Here is a 20,241-nt window from a genome sequence, read left to right on the forward strand (position 1 = left end):
AGGGGTGAGCGAATTGAGTATCAGACCTGATGAAATCAGCACGCTGATTAAGCAGCAGATCGAACAATATAAATCCGAAATTCAAGTCGTGGATGTTGGCACCGTTATTAGCATCGGTGACGGTATCGCTCGCGTTCACGGTTTGGAAAATGCGATGCAAGGCGAATTGCTCGAATTCTCCAACGGTGTTGTCGGCATGGCATTGAACCTTGAAGAAAGCAACGTCGGTGTCGTTATTCTCGGTCCTTACAAGGACATTCGTGAAGGCGATCAAGTAAAACGTACAGGCCGTATCATGGAAGTTCCAGTTGGCGAAGAGCTGCTGGGCCGCGTCGTGAACCCGCTTGGACAGCCGCTTGACGGCAAAGGTCCAATCAACACGAAGCATTCCCGTCCGGTTGAATCTCCAGCTCCAGGCGTTATCGACCGTAAATCGGTTCATGAGCCTATGCAAACAGGTATTAAAGCGATCGACGCTATGGTTCCAGTTGGCCGTGGCCAACGTGAGCTTATTATCGGCGACCGTCAAACAGGTAAAACAGCTATCGCAATTGATGCGATCATCAACCAAAAAGGCAACGGCGTTAAATGTATTTATGTCGCTGTCGGCCAAAAGCAATCCACTGTTGCTAACGTTGTAGAAACGCTTCGCCGTCATGGCGCTTTGGAATATACAATCGTTGTAACTGCGGGCGCTTCCGAGCCAGCTCCACTCTTGTTCCTGGCTCCTTATGCAGGCTGCTCGATGGGCGAATACTTCATGTATAAAGGCGAGCATGTACTCGTTATTTACGATGACTTGTCGAAACAAGCGGCAGCATACCGTGAGCTTTCCTTGCTGCTTCGCCGTCCACCGGGTCGGGAAGCTTACCCAGGTGACGTATTCTATCTTCACTCCCGTTTGCTTGAGCGCGCAGCTAAGCTGAGCGATGCAAGAGGCGGCGGTTCCTTGACTGCCCTTCCTTTCATCGAGACACAAGCTTCTGACGTATCAGCATACATCCCGACGAACGTTATCTCGATTACTGACGGTCAAATCTTCCTGGAAGCAGACCTGTTCTACTCCGGTCAACGTCCAGCGGTTAACGTTGGTATCTCGGTATCCCGTGTCGGCGGTTCCGCACAAATTAAAGCGATGAAAAAGGTTGCCGGTACGCTCCGTCTTGACCTTGCGGCTTACCGTGAGCTTCAAGCGTTCTCGCAATTCGGTTCCGACCTTGATAAATCAACGCTTGCCCGTCTGAACCGTGGTGCTCGCACAATGGAAATCCTGAAACAAGGCGTTAACCAGCCGATGCCGGTTGAGAAGCAAGTTATCTCGATCTACTCCGCGGTTAAAGGCCATCTGGATGAAATTCCGGTTGCCGACATTTTGCGCTTTGAGAAAGAATTCCTGGCGTTCCTCGATTCCAATCACCCGGAAATCGGCAATTCGATCCGCGATACGAAGGATCTGGTTGCTGACAACGAGAAAGCCCTTGTTGATGCGATCAACAAATTTAAGAAAAGCTTTGCCGTAACGGCTTAATTTTGGAGCTTGCGAGGAACGATAGGTTCCTCTAAGTTCTTATATATGCTGCTCGTACCAATCATTAGGCTTCGCAGCCATCCCTTATAGCTTGCGTGGCTCTATATCCGAGCTTGCTTACAGGAAAGCTGCGAGGCAACAAAGGCGGGTGAAACCAAATGGCTAAAGGTATGCGCGATATTAAACGCGAAATCAAGAGCAAACAAAATACGAAGCAGATTACGAAGGCGATGGAAATGGTCGCGGCTTCCAGGCTGAGAAGAGCGCAGGAAGCTGCACAGGCATCCCGCCCGTACTCTGAGAAGCTGAAGGAAGTTGTGGCTAGCATCGCTGCTGGTACGAAAGACGTTAAGCACCCGATGCTGGAAACCCGTCCGATCAAAAAGACAGGTTATCTTGTCATCACGTCTGATCGCGGTCTGGCAGGCGGCTACAACGCCAACGTGCTTCGTAAGGTAACGGACACGATTCGCACCAAGCATAAGTCGAACGACGATTTCGTATTGTTCGTCATCGGCAAGAAGGGCCGGGATTATTTCCGCCGCCGCAATATGCCGATCGTAGAAGAGGTAACCGGTCTTCCGGATGCTCCTACGTTTGCTGACATTAAAATCGTTGCTTCAACAGCAGTTCAGAAATTTGCCGACGGCACTTTTGACGAGCTGTACGTGTATTACAATAAATTCGTTAATGCCATTACCCAAATTCCTACGGAAATGCGCCTGTTACCGCTTGATTCGGTAGACGGAAGCGCAGCTTCTACAGCAGCTTACGAATACGAGCCATCGCCGGAAGGCGTGCTGGAGGCATTGCTGCCTAAATATGCGGAGACGCTTATTTACAGTGCATTGCTGGACGGCAAGGCAAGTGAGTTCGGTGCTAGGATGACGGCTATGGGCAGTGCGACGAAAAATGCGACGAAGATGATCAGCGGTTTGACGCTTACGTACAACCGTGCTCGTCAAGCGGCAATCACACAGGAAATTTCCGAGATCGTTGCAGGAGCAAATGCTCAATCTTAGGTAACACACTACGCTGGCAGAAGCCCTGATAGAGGCTGCTCCGCCAGCTAGTAACAAGAAGGAACCAGGAGGGAATACCATGAAAAAAGGACGCGTTGTATCCGTCATGGGTCCGGTCGTCGATCTAGAGTTCGAACGCGGCAACCTGCCGGAAATTTTGAACGCTGTCAAAATCGAGAAGAAGGGCGAAAATGGCGGTGTAGATATTAATCTGACGCTTGAAGTCGCTGTTCACCTCGGTGACAATAAAGTCCGTGCTGTAGCGATGAGCACAACGGACGGTCTTGTACGCGGTACTGAAGCCATTGATACTGGCGCTCCAATCACGATTCCGGTTGGCGCTCCAACACTTGGCCGTGTATTTAACGTACTGGGACAACCGATCGATGAAGCTGGCGATGCTACTTCTTCAATCAATCTTCCTATTCACCGTGAAGCTCCTGCTTTCGACGAATTGTCGACACAATCGGAAATTCTCGAAACAGGAATTAAAGTTATCGACTTGCTGGCACCATACGCAAAAGGCGGTAAAATCGGCCTCTTCGGCGGCGCGGGCGTAGGTAAAACGGTAACGATTCAAGAGCTGATCAACAACATCGCACAAGAGCACGGCGGTATTTCCGTATTCGCAGGTGTTGGTGAGCGTACGCGTGAGGGTAATGACTTGTACCACGAGATGAAAGACTCCGGCGTACTTAGCAAAACAGCAATGGTATTCGGACAAATGAATGAGCCGCCAGGCGCACGTCAGCGTGTAGCTCTAACGGGTCTGACAATGGCTGAATATTTCCGTGATGAGGAAGGCAAAGACGTGCTTCTGTTCGTCGATAACATCTTCCGTTTCACACAAGCAGGCTCCGAGGTTTCGGCCCTTCTAGGCCGTATGCCTTCCGCGGTAGGTTACCAGCCAACGCTGGCAACTGAAATGGGCCAACTGCAAGAGCGTATTACTTCAACGAAAAAAGGTTCGGTTACATCGATCCAAGCGATCTATGTACCTGCCGATGACTATACGGATCCAGCTCCAGCAACGACGTTTGCCCACTTGGATGCAACGACTAACCTCGAGCGTAAAATTTCCGAGATGGGTATTTTCCCTGCGGTAGATCCACTTGCTTCATCTTCCCGTATCCTTAGCCCGGATATTCTTGGCGAAGAGCATTACAATGTAGCTCAAGGCGTTAAGAAAATTCTTCAACGTTATAAAGAGCTTCAAGATATTATCGCGATTCTTGGTATGGACGAGCTGTCCGAGGAAGATAAATTGACCGTTGCTCGCGCACGTAAAATTCAACTCTTCTTGTCCCAGCCGTTCCACGTTGCCGAGCCTTTCACAGGCATCAAAGGTAAATATGTACCAGTTAAAGAATCCGTGCGCAGCTTCAAAGAAATTCTCGAGGGCAAACATGACGACCTTCCGGAAGAAGCTTTCCGGTATGTAGGTGTGATTGAAGAGGCCGTGGAGAAAGCCAAAACGCTGTAGTAGCGAAAGGCGGGAGGAATCCACATGAGTACCTTTTTGGTAGAAGTCGTTACTCCTGAGCGTAAAGTGTACGCGGAGAATGCGAATATGATTAGTGTAAAAGGTGTTGAAGGTGAGCTAGGCATATTGCCAAACCACATTCCACTCGTAACACAGCTTCGTATTGCACCAGTTGTAATCAAGCGCGATGGAAAAGTTGATGTTATTGCTGTAAATGGTGGTTTTATCGAGGTTCGTAAAGATAAAATCGTTATTTTGGCGGAAAGCGCCGAGCTTGCGACCGATATTGATGTTGATCGTGCGAAGGCAGCGAAAGCACGCGCGGAGCAGCTTCTGTCTGCCAAACGCGATGAGATCGATTTCCGCCGTGCGGAGCTTGCTTTGCAGCGTGCAATGAATCGTATCGGCATAGCGCATAAATAATATTTGTTACCCAAACACCGTTAATGTCCTGTAAGAGGCGTTAGCGGTGTTTTTTGTAAATAAAACAGCAGGGAGGAGCCCTCCACTATGATTGATATTCATACACATATTCTTCCTGGTATTGATGATGGTGCGGCCCGCCTAGAGGATTCGCTTGCGCTGGCAAGAGCGGCTGCTGCCGAGGGAATCAGAACCATTATCGCAACCCCCCATCACCATAACGGTCGTTATGTGAATCCGGCTCAAGTTGTAGAGGAGCTGACCCGTACGCTCAATAAGCTGCTGCAGGAGCTGGACATTCCGCTTGTTGTACATACCGGACAAGAAGTGCGGCTGCATCAGGACCTGTTGGACCATTGGCGGGAGGGAAGCTTGCTGACGCTAGCGGGTTCATCCTACATGCTGCTGGAGCTGCCTTCCTCCCATATTCCTAAAAATACGGAGCAAACCGTCTATGAGCTTGGATTGCTTGGCATTCAAGTGGTGTTCGCTCATCCAGAGCGGAACGCAGCTATCATTCAGCAGCCTGAGCGGCTGGCTGAGCTTGTACGGTTGGGGGCATTTGGCCAAGTGACGAGCCATTCCTTGCTTGGCGCTTTCGGCAAGACGGTAGAGCGGGCTTCCTGGAAGCTATGTGAAGCGGGCCTCATTCATCTTGTGTCCTCTGATGCGCATCATGTGGAGCGCAGAGGCTTTAGGTTGAAGGAAGCTTATGACCGGATACAGAAAATGATGGGCACGGAGTGGTCGGACTATTTTCAGCAAAATGCTGCTTCGCTGTTAAGGGGCGATGCTCTTGCTGATGCACCAGAGTGGCAAGGCGGGGCAGTGGCAAATCGCTGGCAAGCATTGAAAGCTTTTTTCAAGAAATAAGCGTTTTTTCGTTTATCTATATCAAATGAGCCTTTTGAACTAATCATTCAATTTAATGAGTAAACCAATCAATTGTACGGAATTCGTACAGATGATTGGTTTTTTTTCACTCATGTCACATTTAAATCAACAATTTTGGTTATAAAAGCTAACATTCTCCTAGGAAAACGGTTCAAATGTATGTTAATATACTTTACATACAAGAAAATTAAGGAAGGGCATAGGGGGAGTGCGTATGTTTGATTGGCTAGGTACAAGGACGGGGTTTCCACTGTGGGTATCATGGAAGCTCAATTCTGGCATTAAGGAAGATGTCGAGCACATTTTCGAAGGCGTTGCAGATACTCGCAAAGAGCTGCTGCTGCAATGGGCGGATGAGTATTGGGGGCATATGGAGCGCCTGTCGAATCAATTGTCGGATGGCCTATCCGCATTGCAAGCTGCTGCATTTTCTAAGGACCAGCAGAAGTGGATAGCTCCTTTGCTCGAACGATCCTATGCGAGGGGTATGGATTTTACGGAGCTGTTCCTCCTAGACAACCACAATCATGTAGCTCACTCCACCTATCCCACCCATATAGGCACCCATTATGGAGAGGGCAGCGCGCTGTCTCCGGGCATGCAGTATTCCCAAGAAGGCGCTTCAGCAGGCAGCCGCTGTTTTTTTGGTCCTTACGAAGACGGGATTACACTTAAGCTAGGGGCCCGAACCTCCTCTTTTCACGACAAAATGACGATTATGTTCATGCAGCCGCTGCTTGTGAACGGCAGCCGGGTCGGAACGTTATGCGGGAGAGTGCCTAATGATGTGCTGGGCGATTTGATCCAGCGCGAGTCAGGACATGTCTATCCGGATTCGGGCGATAATTATTTGTTTATGGCCGAGCCTAGTTTGCAGCGTAATATCGTACCTGGTACAGCGTTATCCCGCAGCCGTTTTGAGGACCGTACGTTCACTCATGGCGAAAATCTAAAGGATGGCGTAACGACAGACTGGGGTACCGTGTCGATTAAGGAGCATACCGAGCTGGAAATTGTTTTCACCGATCCGGCAACGGGGGAGCTGCATCCTGGCGTCGCAGGAACCATTCGCAATGGCAGCAATTTATTCGCTCAGTTTCCTGGCTACTCGGATTATCGCCATATTGCCGTCATCGGCAAAGGCGTCACTTTCCGAATGCCGCATTGCCCTGATCTATGGGGGATGATGTGCGAGGGCGATCTGGAAGAGGTGTATCGGCTGCGCAGTATTGGCTGGCGGCAGCGCAAGCTGCAAATGTATGCAGCGCTGCTGCAAAGCGTTCTCACGTTTCTGCTTGCTTCTCTAGTCATTGGCTATATGCCGCTATGGGGAGCAGCAGCTGTGCTTGGCGGATTTAATTTGCTGTTCGGTGTTTTGTTTGCGATGTCGGTGCAGCGCAAGGAATCGCAGCGGGTAACTGGGCATCTAGAGCGGATTAATCGTTTTATTCGCATTAATGCCGAGGGGAAGGGTGATTTGACCCAGCGGCTGTCGACGAAAGAGTTCGATTGCGACGAGACGCAGGAGCTGGCAAAATGGATTAACAATATGATCGATTCACTCGAAGGCATTATGCTGCAGGTGAAGCTCACCGCTGCCGAGGTGCTGAGCAGCCAGTCCGTCATGAATGAGTCGTCTGCCCATACCGCCTTGTCAACGGAGCGTGTAGGCAGCAAGGTGGGCCATATGATTGGCAGCATTCGTCACCAGCTGAAGGATATCGACAAGGCAAAAAATGCTGCGGGTGAAATGCGCGATACGCTATCTGTACTGGAGCGCCAAGCGGCAGAGCAAATTGCGGTGGCGCAAACCGAGGTTGGCCGCATTGGGGAGAAGATGCAGCATATTTCCACCAAGGTAGAAGATACGAACGGTACGATTCGCAAGTTCATGAAGACGGTGGAGGAAATTCGCGATGTGCTTCAAGTAATCGAGGAAATATCGTCGCAAACCAATTTGCTGGCACTTAATGCTTCTATTGAAGCGGCGCGTGTTGGCGAGCAGGGCCGAGGCTTCGCGGTCGTTGCTTCCGAAATCCGCAAGCTGGCGGACTTGACGAAGAAATCGACAGAGGAAGTGCACGGCATTACGCGGCAAATTTATTCAGAAGCCGAGCAGGCCTATCATTCAATGGACGAGGGTACGAAGGTTGTAGAAGAGGGTACTGATCTCGTTGCTGCTGCAGCCCGCACCCTGCAATCGGCGCAGGCGGACGATCAGCGCAAAACGCAGGTTGTAGAGGAAGTGGTAAAACTGATGGAGCAAATTGCCGAAGTCAGCTTGCAAAACCGCTCGGTTTCCTCTGATGTGGAAGGACAAGTGCAGGAGTTGATTGTGGAGATGGACAACGTTCGCCATACCTCAACGAATGTCGAATCTATTACAATGCTGCTTCAACAGCTCGTGGGCCAATTCAAATTAACAGAGTCTAGAGTCAGATAGTGGCCCAGCCCAGAGCGTCCCGATAACAGAATAGTAGAGTGGAAAAAGGCTTGCAAATCGCGGATTACAGCGGTTTGGCAGGCCTTTTTGCTGGGGGTGCACCTAAAACTCCATCATAGACGGTAGTGGGAGCATTTGTTATAATTGTAACTATTATTAGATTAGAAAAGCAGCAAAATTCAACCCTTTTTCATCAGATAGTTGAAGGTGACGCCAAGGGGACGATAACGCCAGGTTAAGCAGGCATGCATTGGCGAGGCAAATCCCTTTTTACAAGGACCGACGCTTATGATTAGCTCGGTCCTTTTGTGTTAAACTTAGGAGAGGGAGAGTGCGGTTCATTGTTTAATGGATGGTTTACGGCAGAAACAACCGCGTTCTTCCTTTATTCGGCCCTTGTTGTGACGGGCTCTATCATTATGATTCATGCCAGAATGCTGCCTAGGCTGGCTCTGGGCGTAGTGTTGACGATTATTGGAAATTCAGGGCTGCTCGTCCGGCTAGATGCCGGTCTGATTGCGCTTTTTCAGGCACTTCTATATGTGGGTACAATGGGAATTTTGCTAGGGTCAGAGATTAGGAGGCATTCGGAAATAGGCCGGCATAACCGGTCGATTGGAATCGCTTCCCGCGAAATGGCAGCTGCTGCAGGCATTCCGTTTTTGCTCGCTATTCTGATGTATGTCATTTTGAAGCTGCCCTATTCTGGCGAAGAAATGCCGCTGCTCCCTGCCCATTTGATGACAGCGGCGACGCTGATGGCTATTGGGGTGTACGGGGCAATTGTCAAAAGAAATTCATTGGTGGCCTTGCTGTGTGTAAGTATCATTTTATGCGGAGCCCAGTTGAACATTGCTGCTTTAAGCTTATATGTACATGGAATAGAGGAAGGGCTTGGAACTCTTCCTTTGGTGGTTTTTTTCGCGCAGGCTTCAATTGGAGCGGCCGTATTAATTGTATTATACAAACGAGACTCCACCACCTCTAATCATGAATAATAGTTAAACAGGAGGTGATCGTAGCAGATGCAAATGTATGCTGAGGCTGCTTTTCTTATTCCGCTGCTGCCGCTAGCTTCTTTTTTGATCCTGCTGGCGCTTGGCCGAGGGTCTCATTCTGCTGGCGCCTGGGTTGGAACAGGAGGCGCAGCTGCTTCGCTGCTGTTGTCGCTTCTGGTATGGATTGAGCGGTTCCGCTATAGGGCAGTCGATTATAATGATAGCTTTAACTGGATTTCGATAGATCGGCTTACGCTGCGAATTGGATTTGAGGTTACTAACATGAGCGCGCTGCTGCTGGTAGGTGTCAGCTTGCTGAGCATGTTGGTTCATATTTATGCCGCTGGTTATATGAAGAAGGATGAACGCTTGACGGTGTTCTACAGTTATATGTCCTTATTCACCTTCTCGCTGCTGGCACTCACTCTCGCAGATAACGTACTGGCGTTTTATTTGTTCTGGGAGCTTGCCTCCGTCAGTCTATTTTTATTGTTTGGTTTCTGGTACGCGAAGAGCGCGGCGCGTGCGGCTGCCAAGAAAGCTTTTATTATGATGCGTTTAGCGAGTGCGGGATTGCTGCTTGCAACGCTGATGCTGTTTTGGTTTATGCCGGAGCATGCGCTTGATTTTGCTGCTATACATAACGTTTTTGAAGGGCAATCCGGTGCGATTGCGAAAAATATAACAGCATTGATCGCAAGCTTGCTGCTGCTTGCGGCGGCAGGAATGGCTGCGCAGTTTCCGCTCTACGCTTGGCTGCGCAGTGTCGAGCAGGCTCCTGCTCCAGCGAGCGCGCTGCTGCAAGGAGCAGGCATGATGGCAGGAGCGCTGCTTCTGTCCAAAACGACAGAAATCTTCCAATCGGCTCCAGCCGTAACGGACGCGGCGCTTTATATTGGCGCTGCGACAGCGGTTTATGCTGCTGCCAGGGCGCTAATGGAGCGGAATGTGAACAAAATATTGATTTATTCGACAATCAGCCAGCTAGGTATCGTTCAGCTTTCGCTCGCCCTCGGTGCCGCCACAAGCAGCATGCTTTATGTGCTAGTCCATGCGATTTGCAAAACGCTGCTTGTATTGGCAGCAGGCCAACTATTGAAGGCAGTTGGAACAGCGGATATAGGGAGCATGGGTGGTTTGCGCAAGCATATGCCGCTTGCAGCGTGGACGTTTTTCATTGGCGGTGTGGCTTTATGCGGCATTCCCCCGCTCACGGGCTTTTGGCTGCAGCAGTCGATTTGGGCGGAAGCATCAGAGCGGAATCTATTGTGGCTGGCTGCAATTATGCTTGTACTGCTTTTGACCGCGGCTTATATGTCCCGCATGTATTTTCTTATATTTGAAGGGAAGCCGCGTTCAACTGCAACGGCCATGCTTGATCAAGGCCATAAGCGTTCGCGCCTTATGAGCTATTCGATATTTGCGCTTGCCGCGATCGTTGTCCTTTCAAGCTTCTTTCAATTGGTCTGGGGCAGCTTGCCTGAACGATGGCTCGATGGGGAAGCGGCTGGCGCGCAAGGCAATATGTCCTTAGCATCAATGCTGGCCGCTACTGCAATCCTTCTAGGTGGCGCTTGGCTCGGATGGCTCAAAAACAAACGTGAGGCGAACGCGACGGGCACTGGCCCAAATCAGCTGAAGGATGCTTCTGCTGGATGGGCGGCAGGCAAAGCGAGTGCGATCAAGCAGCCGTTTGCCGCTGCCGGTGAGGCATTAGCGGCGATTGAACATGCGATGGGCATGCCGCTCCAGCTGGCGGCTCGACTGTTGTATGCGATCGGGAGGCTGGCTGTTAGCTGGAGCCTTCGCAGTACGATTCGGGGAATGGGACTAGCGATCATTTTTGGACTGGTCATCACGATCATCATCATGGCTGCAAAGGGGGAGTGGTAAAATGGCATTTTTGACAGAGCTGCCGCTTTTGTCTTTAATGTGGCTGGCCCCTGCTGCCGGCATGCTGCTTATCCTGCTCACGCCATCCGGTCAAGGAAGAGCGATGCAGTCGCTTGCCGTGCTTGCGGCACTGCTCCCGCTGCTTTTCGCTGCTTTTTTATATGCGGCATTTAATCAACAGCAAGGGGGCGGCGCTTATACGGAGCAGTATACGTGGATTGAGATTCCGCTCCCTTTTGCTTCAACTGTAGGACAAGTATATAGCGAAGCAAAATTATCCTTTTCCTACACGGTTGCGGTAGACGGGCTATCGCTGCCGTTGCTGCTTGCCGCCGCGCTGGTGACGGGGCTCGCTGCTGTGACCGCTGTTCAGCTTAGGAAGCGGCGCAAAGCGTTTTATTTTTGGCTGCTGTGGCTGGAAGCTTCACTGCTGGGGCTTTTTATCGCCAGGGATGTTTTGCTGTTTATCGTATTTTTACAGGCCGCGCTGATCGCTCTTTATTTTCTGCTGGGCATATGGGGCAATCCGGACGGCGAGCGGACGGCGAATCGGCTATTGGCTGGGGCAGGGCTAGGTTCTGTGCTGCTGCTTGTCGTATTCCTTATTTTGACCTGTACGGCGGGCCTTCGTATTGAAAAGGCTGGCGAGCAGCTTCATGCGGTATACAGCGGATCATACGGCGGAATCGCCCGTGGGCTGCTTGCAGGAGAGACGGCAATGAGCCAAGAGGTGCCGGATGGGAGAGCGGCAGCCGCAGCGCCATTGTCCGAAGGTGTGAAGATGGCGCTGTTTATTTTGCAGCTTATCGGCTTCGGTTTGTTTATGCCGCTTCTGCCATTTCATACATGGCTAATGAAAGCGCAGGCCAGCGCACCAATACCGGTCGCAATGATTATTTCGGGTCTGCTTCCGGCCGCCGGGTCGTATGGACTGCTGCGCTATGGCGTATTTTTGTTTCCAGAGCAAGCGGAGAAAATGGCCTCGGCTCTTGCTGTTCTCGGCATTATTCAGCTTCTGTACGGGGCTTTGCTGGCTCTGCGCCAGACGGATATGAGGCAGCTGCTTGCTTATGCCTCGCTTAGCCAAATGGGATTGATTTGGCTTGGAATTGCCGCCTTTAATGAGACAGGGCTGCAGGGGACGATCTTTCAGCTCATGGCGGGCAGCTTATGCTTTGCCCTGTTATGGCTCGTTGTCGGCAGCTTGCAGGAGCGAGCTAAAACAACGGCAATTTCCGAGCTTGGCGGCTTGGCCCGCTCGCTTCCGTTTATTTGCGGCATTTTCATGGCCGCGGGGCTGTCGATTATCGGCATTCCCGGCTTGGCTGGCTTTCCCGGGATTTTACTGTCGCTGCTCGGCTTATTCGATTCGCTGCCATGGCTCGCTGCTGCCGCAATACCGGGAATCGTACTCACTGCCGCTTATATGCTGCGAGGACTGCTGAGCGTAAGCTTCGGGCCGATTGATGAGCGGCATGCGGCATTCAAGGATGCCCGCCTTATTGAGGCAGCGCCGATGATTATCTTGCTTGCTTTTATCGTGCTGCTCGGCTGCTTCCCGTCATTTTTGACCGATACGGTGCAGCAAAGCATTACGGGGCTTTATAGTCAATTGCTGGCAGGCAGGATGGAGGGATAGCTCATGACAAATAGTGAAGCGCTGGGTTCGCAGTTTTGGTTAGGTACGGTGCAGCTTATTCCTGAGCTGCTCCTCCTTTTGCTGCTGATTACACTTGCTGCTGGCCCCCGGTTTCGCTTGTGGCACCAAGCGGGACCGGCGCCAGGGTGGTTGACACTGCCTTGGCTGGTCGTCGTATTTGCAGCGGCCTTATGGCGGATGGTAGCGAACGGCACAGAAGCGGCGATAGCGATTGCCGAGGGCAGACAGCCTGGCGGAGTGGCGGGAATCCCCTATCTGGGCTTAAATGCGGAAAGCTTCATGTTTTTGCTGGTCATGGCGGGAGCTATCATAGCGGTGCTGCTCAGTCTGGGAGAAGAGCGGGAGCAGCGTATTAACGTTTATTTATATATTCCTGCTGCGCTGCTTGGCATACGTTTGCTGCTTGCGCCTTCCAATCTTATTACGCTCTATGTGGGACTTGAGCTATTTAGTTTGGCGGCATTGAGCCTGATTTTGGCCACGTTGAAAAAGCGGCATAAGCATTTGTCTCGGCCTGAACGCCCGGCAGTGCGCTTCTCGGCCCGTTCTGGCGTTGGAACTGCCCTGCTGCTGTTCGGCATGTCTTATCTTTATGGCTTGACTGGCGAGATGGACTTAGCTGCTATTCGTGCATCCATTTCTGATATGCAGTCGTATGCTTCGCTTGCATACTTGGCCATTTTGCTCATGGCATGCGGTTTGGGCGTAAAAGTGGCGGCCCTGCCATTTAGCATTTGGATGTCCAACGAGAATGGAAAAAACACGGGCTTTCCTTATACGGCTGGCGCGATGTTTCTAGTAGTAGCAGGCCAAGGCGCAGCTGCGGCTGCATTGTATCATCTGCTCCATGAAACGGAGATAGTCCAGCTATTGGGTTTAAACAGCGCTTATATCGGCTTGCAGGCAATTGCAGCCTGCCAAATCGCTTGGGGCACATTCGCGATGCTGAGGCAAAAGCAGGCTGCTAACCTATTAGGCTGGGCGAGCGCCATCAATAGCGGCTATTTGCTTGTTCCGGTCGCACTTAGTCTTGCACCCGCTCATAGCAGCTTATTCGCACCGCTCGGCTATCAATTCGCTGTGCATATGCTGGCCATGTTTGGGGCTACAGCTATTTTGGCAGCTGTTCGGGAAGCGACAGGGCATGGAAAGCTCAGCGGTCTGGCTGGTTTGTATCATCGGTCGCCTTGGCTTGCGGCAGCGATGGCTGTTTTCGTGCTGTCGCTTGCAGGCTTGCCGCTAACGGGCGGCTTTTTTGCCAAAGTGTATATATGGCTGGGCAGCGTTGCAGCAGAGGCCTATTGGCTGCTGGGCATTATGGCTGTATGCAGCCTCGTTGCCGCGTATGCTTATTTCGGCTTTATCCGGCAAATGTTCATGAGAACGGGCAGCGACGAGCGTGCGCTTTCGCTTCCGTTTGCCGCATCTGTAGGCATTGCTATTTGCGCCGTCGCACTTGTCGTGCTGGGCTTGTTCCCAGGCTTGTTAATGAAGTAAACAGCCCCTGATTGGAAGGAGCCCAATAGGGTAAGAAAACAATATGGATTCAGAAAGCTGGGCCTTTGGTCGCTATATTAAACCGGAACAAGGACAAGCCTGCTCCAAGCGCGAAAGTTAATGGGAGAGATAGCAGATCCAACAGTATGCGAATGAGAGATTTAGCAGATACAACGGCAAGCAACAGGTTAAGGTGCAATGGAATATGAAGCAATGTGATGATGTAGGTAGGGATAAGTAAACGGAATTAAGTGCGAATATAAGTGCGGAAGTTAAGTGCGGATGTAAATGCGAGAATTGCATGAATCGTAAGTGAGAATGCCAAGTGCGGATGTAATTGCAAGAATTATACGAATGGTAAGTACGAATGCCAAGTGCGGATGATTAGGTATAAATGATAAGAGCGAATGATATGCACGAATGAAAAGTGTGAATGAAAAGTACAAAAGATAGGCACGAGAAAAATACGAATGCAAAGGCAGAATAAATAACATGAAGTTTAATCATGGTAGGTTCCGCAGTTTGCGCCGCCAGCTTGCTGCGCTGCTGGCGGTTATGTTGCTCTGCGGCGTTGTATCCGCCGCAGAGCCTTGGGCGGCGGAGCGTATTGACGCCGCCCCAAGTGCAAAAGAGGAGCCGCCGCAAAGCTGGCTCCTCAAATGGAGCGACCCCGCGCAAGCAGCTGAGCTGCGCGGGACGCTCGTGATCCGCCGCCAGGCTGAGGCGGCGGTCGATGTTGTACGTCCGGCCGAAGCATCGGCGGACGTCGAAGCATGGCTGCGCCGGCTGCGAAGCACGCCGGGCGTCGAATACGTGTACCCGAATGGACGGGTACACGCCTTAGAGCTGTCCGCCGCACCGCAGGCGGACGACAGCCCTCCAGCCGAAGCTGCCTCCGGCGAGGCTTCGGCCCTTACAGCCGCCGCCGCGAAGGCAGCGGCGGCCAACGATCCCGAGCTTGCGAAGCAAAGCTATCTCAAGCAGATCGGCGCGCTAGCCGCTTGGAAAACCGTGCGCGAGCAAACCGCGCTGACGATCGCGATTGTCGATACGGGCATCGATCTCGACCATCCCGATCTCAAAAAAAATCTCGTCCCCGGCATCAACTTGATCGACACGGATACGCCGCCTGAGGACAATAACGGCCACGGGACAAGCGTGGCTGGAGTAATTGCTGCTTCCGGCAACAATGGCATTGGCGTATCCGGCATTTTGTGGAAGGCGAAGCTGATGCCGATCAAAGCGCTTGATCATAATGGCGATGGGACAGAGCAGGATTTGGGCGAAGCGATTTTGTATGCGGTGCGCAAGCAGGCCAAGATCATCGTGCTCTCCGTGGGATTATACCGTTATTCTCCTTATATGCAGGACATTGTAAATTATGCAGAGAGCAAAGGGGTGCTGCTGGTAGCAGCAGCGGGCAATGATGGACAGACGCTAGGAAGTATGGCAGCTGTAAAATATCCCGCCGCCTATTCGACGGTGCTGGCAGTTGGCGGCGTAAAAGCGGACAATTCGCCGGATTTGCGTTCGAATCCCGGTACGGAGCTGGATTTGTCAGCGGCCTGGAATGTGTATACGACAGCAGTAGGCGGGACCTATAAGAAAGAAGAGGGCACGTCGATGGCCGCCCCTCAGGTAGCAGCAGCGGCGGCACTCATCTGGGCCCGTTATCCGAAGCTCAAAACGTATCAAGTCAGGGAGCTGCTGCGCCAAACGACGCGCAACATTGGCGGCTCGGGCTTCGATAATCGTACAGGCTATGGGCTGCTGCAAATCGATAAAGCGCTGAGCACACCTGTTATAGCCGATGGTTTTGAGCCGAATGATACGAGGGCCACAGCTGCCTTTCTCCCCTTGAACAAGCAAATATCCGCCGTACTCAATACGGGCAAGGATATCGACTGGTACACCGTGGAGGCGCCATATGACGGCAAGCTCACGATGAAGTACCAATCACTGACTGAATCAGGGGCCGCGATTCCGCCTATTCGGCTGCTGCATTATGTGAATGGTGTCCAGAAAAATACTTATACGACGAAGCTTGCCAGCGGCAATGCCGAGTTCACGGTAAAAAAAGGGACCCAAAAAATAGGCGTCCAGTTCATGAACAGCGATAATGCAGCCCGTCAGCCCTATTTGCTGGACTCCTCTTTTATTATGAAACCTGATGCTTATGAATCGAATGACCAGACGTACGAAGCGTTCGCTTTGTCGCCGCGCAGCCAGACGGTAGTGGGCAATTTCCATCAGAAGGCGGATCGCGACTGGTATGCGATTACCTTCAAGCAAAGCGGCACGCTGCGGCTTACCTTGGAGGGGAATACGGCGCGAATCGATCCGGGCCTTGCCGTTCAGCGGGCCGGACAGTCGCTTCGAACCTATGATGAGGAGTCGGAGGGCCAGGCAGAAATATCGCCAACATTGACAGTAACACCCGGGAAATATTATATTCGTGTGCATAATGCTATTTCGTCTGAGGCCAGCCCCGTCATTGGGCAATACACGCTGAAAATCAACTATGTGCCGAAATACGATGATCCTAATGAGCCGAATAATCAATATTACGAAGGCTTGAGCATACGCAGCGGCACAGAATATGTAGGGGTCATTGACAGCAGCACCGATGTCGATTGGTTCCAGCTGCGCCTCGCCCAAGCGAGCCAAATTGATTTGCAGCTGTTTAATGTTCCTTCAGGAAAGGTAATGCAAGTCATAGCATACGATAAAAAGCAGCAGCAGCTTTTTTCACAGAAAACAGGCAGCACAGGCAAGCTGGATGTGAAAAACAAGCGGCTTCCTGCGGGCGTTTATTATTTTAAACTGACAGCCAATGAGCCCTTCGACAAGCAATATTACCGTTTCAAGGTAACGGTCAAAACGTCCTTTGCCATCGCTCCTGCAATTACAGAGCAGCAGCTTCCGGCCAGCGAAGCGGGAGCCGATGAAGGACTCCGCATGTTTAGAGTGGAGGACCCTGCCGTGGAAAGCAGTGGAGAGCCATTTGCAAAAGAGCGGCTGCTCGTGCAATAGCTGAGTAAATGAGCAATCAAGCGGCACATGGGAACTTAAGGCGAACAAAAGGAGGCATCTGGAGCACAGATGGGTTTGACTCAGGATATGTTGAACAACATGCAGACAGCCACAGGAGTTACGGGACTGTTCTCCATCGTTGTAACGCTCGTTAGCATTGTACTTATATGGTTTATTATGCAGGAGCTGAAATGGGAAGCGTTTTTTGCATTTCCCCGCAGCCCCAAGGCTCGCATGTTTCAGGCGGTTATTGCGATCATACTGGGGCACGCTTTTGCCAGCTTCATTTTGGATTACTGGTCTTGGACGACAATGCTGAAGAGTTTTGTCGAATAACGAGAGCGGAATATGTTAACAATGGGTAGTACATGACGGACTTAAAATCCCGCCTGCTTCCGAACGCTATACAAGTGCGGGAATTTTGTTCCAGTATCAGGCAGGGCAACACCTAAAAGCATCGTTCAGCATAGGATGTTAGGGTCAGGATCGGGCTGCTTTAAATGCTGTTGTTACATGGAAATTTAAAGCTTGTCGATTAGTGTAGATAAGTGTTAATATGGAGTTTGGATTAAGACGGGAATTTTTCACTTTTAAACAATAATTTTAAAGCGAGAGACAGAAATTCAGTTCGCGGAGGGAACCATAAGATGACCAAAATTATCGTCCGCGGAGGCAAGCGTTTATCGGGAACGGTACGTGTCAGCGGTGCAAAAAATGCAGTACTCCCCATTCTAGCAGCCTCTTTACTTGCGACGGAAGGAGACAGCGTCATCTGTGACGTTCCCCTCCTCGACGATGTCATGACTATACAGAAGGTATTGGCATCATTAGGCGCAACGATATCGTATCAAGATACAACAATGAGAATTTCGGCGGGAACGATTGCTTCTTACGAGGCGCCCTATGAGCTGATTCGCAAAATGCGCGCTTCCTTCCTTGTTATGGGACCGCTGCTTGCACGGATTGGCAAGGTGCGTATTTCGCTTCCGGGCGGCTGCGCGATTGGAACACGTCCGATTGATCAGCATTTGAAAGGCTTCGAAGCGATGGGAGCGGAAATTACGCTCGGACACGGCTTCATTGAAGCAAGCACAAGCACGCGTCTTAAGGGCGCAAAAATATATCTCGACGTAGCAAGCGTAGGCGCTACTGAGAACATTATGATGGCTGCTGCACTCGCAGAAGGCACCACACTGCTTGAAAATGCTGCAAAGGAACCGGAAATCGTCGACCTCGCTAATTATTTGAATGCGATGGGCGCGAAGGTTCGCGGCGCAGGCACAGGCCTCATTCGCATTGAAGGCGTTGAAAGCTTGCATGGTGTGACGCATCATGTTATTCCTGACCGTGTAGAAGCGGGCACCTATATGATTGCTGCAGCGATTACAGGCGGCGACGTGTTTGTAGAAGGAGCAATTGGCGATCATTTGACACCGGTCATTTCCAAGCTGCAAGAGATGGGCGTGGAGGTGCTTGAGTCGGATAACGGCATTCGGGTTAAAGCGGATCATCCGCTGAAATCGGTAGACGTGAAGACGTTGCCGCACCCGGGCTTCCCGACGGATATGCAATCGCAAATGATGGCGCTGCTGCTCGTATCCGAGGGTACGTCGGTTGTAACCGAAACGGTATTTGAGAATCGCTTTATGCATGTGGAAGAATTCCAGAAGATGAATGCGCATATTAAGATCGAAGGCCGTTCCGCTATCGTTAGCGGAAATATGCCGCTAACTGGCGCGAAAGTATGTGCGACGGACCTGCGTGCAGGCGCAGCCTTGATCTGTGCAGCATTGCGTGCTGATGGCGAGACGGAAGTAACGGGCATCCACCACGTAGATCGCGGTTATGTAGATATTACAGGCAAACTGGCTTCGCTTGGAGCGCTTATTCACCGCGTTGAAGCGGAGGAGGAAGAGAAGCAGGCGGCTGTTGTGGAAAATGCACTTCAAGCTAAAGCGGTCGCTGCTGTAGAACAAGCGAAGGAAACGGCTGCTGTTATCGCAGCAGTTGAGCTGGATTCGGCTTCAAGCTTCAAGCGGGAGAAGGAAGCAACGGTTTTGAAGGTTCAGCCTACTTGGGCTTAACCCTTTAATAAGCATAAGAGCAGAGCTGTTTGCAGACGCGCCGGATGGGGCGATGTGAACGGCTCTTTTTTTGAGATTAAAACCTTATAAGCTGCTCTTTGACCCTACCCTGCCATTTCTTCTTAAAACGAGCGTTGCCATCTATAACGGGCAGCGCCGTTTGTATTTTAAATATAAAGATTGTTTTCGTGTGGTATGATGAAAGCATAATTTGTAAGCGTATAACTTTCTGGATAATGAGAAGGAGATTTTATGGCTACTATTCATGATGTCGCGAAGAAGGCGAAAGTATCGGTTACGACGGTCTCCCGCGTATTAAACAACAGGGGGTATATTAGCGAGACGACTCGCAATAAGGTGTTCCAGACGATGAAGGAGCTGAATTATCAGCCGAACGAGCTGGCGCGTTCTTTGCTGCGCAAGCAGTCCAATGTGATTGGGCTCATTATTCCGAATGTGGCGCATCCTTTCTTCGCTGAGCTGGCCAGCTATGTTGAACGTTATGCCTACGAGAACGGCTATAAAATTATGCTCTGCAACTCGCATCTTGATCCTGTGAAGGAGAAGGAATACATTGATATGCTCAAGCGCAACCGGGTAGACGGCATTATTATGGGCAGCCATACGCTTGAGGTTAAGGAGTACAAGGAGCTGCATTCCCCGATTGTGACGATAGACCGGCAGATTAGCGAGGAAATCCCGTTTATTTCATCGGACAATTACGAGGGTGGCCGGCTCGCGGCACAGCTGCTTGTAGACAAAGGGTGCAGAAAAATTGCGCATATTTGCGGGAATTTAGAGCTTCAGATGATGGCGAACCTGCGAACGGCTGCCTTTCGTGACGTGATGGCGGCAAATGAGATTGAGCCAATTATCATCCAGACGGATATGAACGTATTCGACGAGCAGCAGTACGAGCAGATTATGAGCCGCCTGTTTGCGGAGCATCCGGATATCGATGGTTTGTTTGCGACAAGCGATATTATCGCTTCCTTCGCGGTGAAGGAATGCCGCAAGGCGGGCAAGTCTATTCCGGAGCAGATCAAAATAGTAGGCTATGATGATGTGAGCGCGGCCAACTGGATAACGCCAGCGCTAACGACGATTCGCCAGCCGATTGCCGAAATCGGACGGATTGCGGTTGATTCAATCATCCGGCAAATGAACGATGAGCCGCTGGAGCACAGGTATGTTTTGGATGTCGAGCTGGTGGAGCGCCTGACGACTTAGGAGAAGCTGAAATCCCTTATACAGCAAGGGATTTTTATTTTTATAATGTAATG

At 51.1% G+C, this 20,241-nt stretch carries 14 protein-coding genes; all 14 read left to right on the plus strand.

Going from position 1 to position 20,241, the window contains the following annotated elements:
- The first annotated feature begins 13 nt into the window (after positions 1 to 13).
- The 14 genes from atpA (at position 14) to BBD42_RS11025 (ending at position 20,188) form a co-directional block, all read left to right on the plus strand.
- Positions 14 to 1,528 (plus strand): F0F1 ATP synthase subunit alpha, encoded by a 1,515-nt coding sequence (gene atpA, locus BBD42_RS10960; RefSeq protein ID WP_046231327.1) that lies wholly within the window; start codon positions 14 to 16, stop codon positions 1,526 to 1,528.
- Positions 1,529 to 1,686: 158 nt separating this feature from the next.
- Positions 1,687 to 2,550 (plus strand): ATP synthase F1 subunit gamma, encoded by an 864-nt coding sequence (atpG, locus tag BBD42_RS10965; RefSeq protein WP_099518193.1) that lies wholly within the window; start codon positions 1,687 to 1,689, stop codon positions 2,548 to 2,550.
- Between the two features lie 79 nt (positions 2,551 to 2,629).
- Positions 2,630 to 4,033 carry a F0F1 ATP synthase subunit beta gene (gene atpD, locus BBD42_RS10970; protein WP_046231329.1) on the plus strand — a complete coding sequence of 468 codons (1,404 nt, stop codon included), beginning with the start codon at positions 2,630 to 2,632 and terminating at the stop codon, positions 4,031 to 4,033.
- 24 nt (positions 4,034 to 4,057) lie between these two features.
- Complete coding sequence (locus tag BBD42_RS10975; RefSeq protein WP_099518194.1) at positions 4,058 to 4,456, plus strand: F0F1 ATP synthase subunit epsilon; 399 nt, start codon at positions 4,058 to 4,060, stop codon at positions 4,454 to 4,456.
- Between the two features lie 87 nt (positions 4,457 to 4,543).
- Positions 4,544 to 5,329, plus strand: a complete 786-nt coding sequence (locus BBD42_RS10980) for a tyrosine-protein phosphatase (RefSeq protein ID WP_099518195.1) — start codon at positions 4,544 to 4,546, stop codon at positions 5,327 to 5,329.
- A gap of 235 nt (positions 5,330 to 5,564) precedes the next feature.
- Positions 5,565 to 7,793, plus strand: coding sequence for a methyl-accepting chemotaxis protein (locus BBD42_RS10985; RefSeq protein ID WP_099518196.1), 2,229 nt, complete (start codon positions 5,565 to 5,567; stop codon positions 7,791 to 7,793).
- 341 nt (positions 7,794 to 8,134) lie between these two features.
- Entirely contained in the window at positions 8,135 to 8,791 is a 657-nt protein-coding gene (locus BBD42_RS10990) for an NADH-quinone oxidoreductase subunit K (RefSeq protein ID WP_099518197.1), read from the plus strand.
- A 27-nt stretch (positions 8,792 to 8,818) separates the two neighbouring features.
- Positions 8,819 to 10,684 carry an NADH-quinone oxidoreductase subunit 5 family protein gene (locus BBD42_RS10995; protein WP_099518198.1) on the plus strand — a complete coding sequence of 622 codons (1,866 nt, stop codon included), beginning with the start codon at positions 8,819 to 8,821 and terminating at the stop codon, positions 10,682 to 10,684.
- A gap of 1 nt (position 10,685) precedes the next feature.
- A complete protein-coding gene (locus BBD42_RS11000) occupies positions 10,686 to 12,323 on the plus strand; it encodes a complex I subunit 4 family protein (protein WP_099518199.1) in 1,638 nt (545 codons plus the stop codon).
- A gap of 3 nt (positions 12,324 to 12,326) precedes the next feature.
- Entirely contained in the window at positions 12,327 to 13,841 is a 1,515-nt protein-coding gene (locus BBD42_RS11005; RefSeq protein WP_099518200.1) for an NADH-quinone oxidoreductase subunit N, read from the plus strand.
- Positions 13,842 to 14,333: 492 nt separating this feature from the next.
- Positions 14,334 to 16,874, plus strand: coding sequence for a S8 family serine peptidase (locus BBD42_RS11010; RefSeq protein WP_099518201.1), 2,541 nt, complete (start codon positions 14,334 to 14,336; stop codon positions 16,872 to 16,874).
- A gap of 69 nt (positions 16,875 to 16,943) precedes the next feature.
- Positions 16,944 to 17,210 (plus strand): DUF1146 domain-containing protein, encoded by a 267-nt coding sequence (locus BBD42_RS11015; protein ID WP_099518202.1) that lies wholly within the window; start codon positions 16,944 to 16,946, stop codon positions 17,208 to 17,210.
- Between the two features lie 311 nt (positions 17,211 to 17,521).
- Positions 17,522 to 18,958 carry a UDP-N-acetylglucosamine 1-carboxyvinyltransferase gene (murA, locus tag BBD42_RS11020; protein ID WP_099518203.1) on the plus strand — a complete coding sequence of 479 codons (1,437 nt, stop codon included), beginning with the start codon at positions 17,522 to 17,524 and terminating at the stop codon, positions 18,956 to 18,958.
- Positions 18,959 to 19,210: 252 nt separating this feature from the next.
- Positions 19,211 to 20,188, plus strand: coding sequence for a LacI family DNA-binding transcriptional regulator (locus BBD42_RS11025; RefSeq protein ID WP_099518204.1), 978 nt, complete (start codon positions 19,211 to 19,213; stop codon positions 20,186 to 20,188).
- The last annotated feature ends 53 nt before the right edge of the window (positions 20,189 to 20,241 follow it).

The sequence above is a fragment of the Paenibacillus sp. BIHB 4019 genome (genome assembly GCF_002741035.1).
Taxonomy (GTDB): domain Bacteria; phylum Bacillota; class Bacilli; order Paenibacillales; family Paenibacillaceae; genus Pristimantibacillus.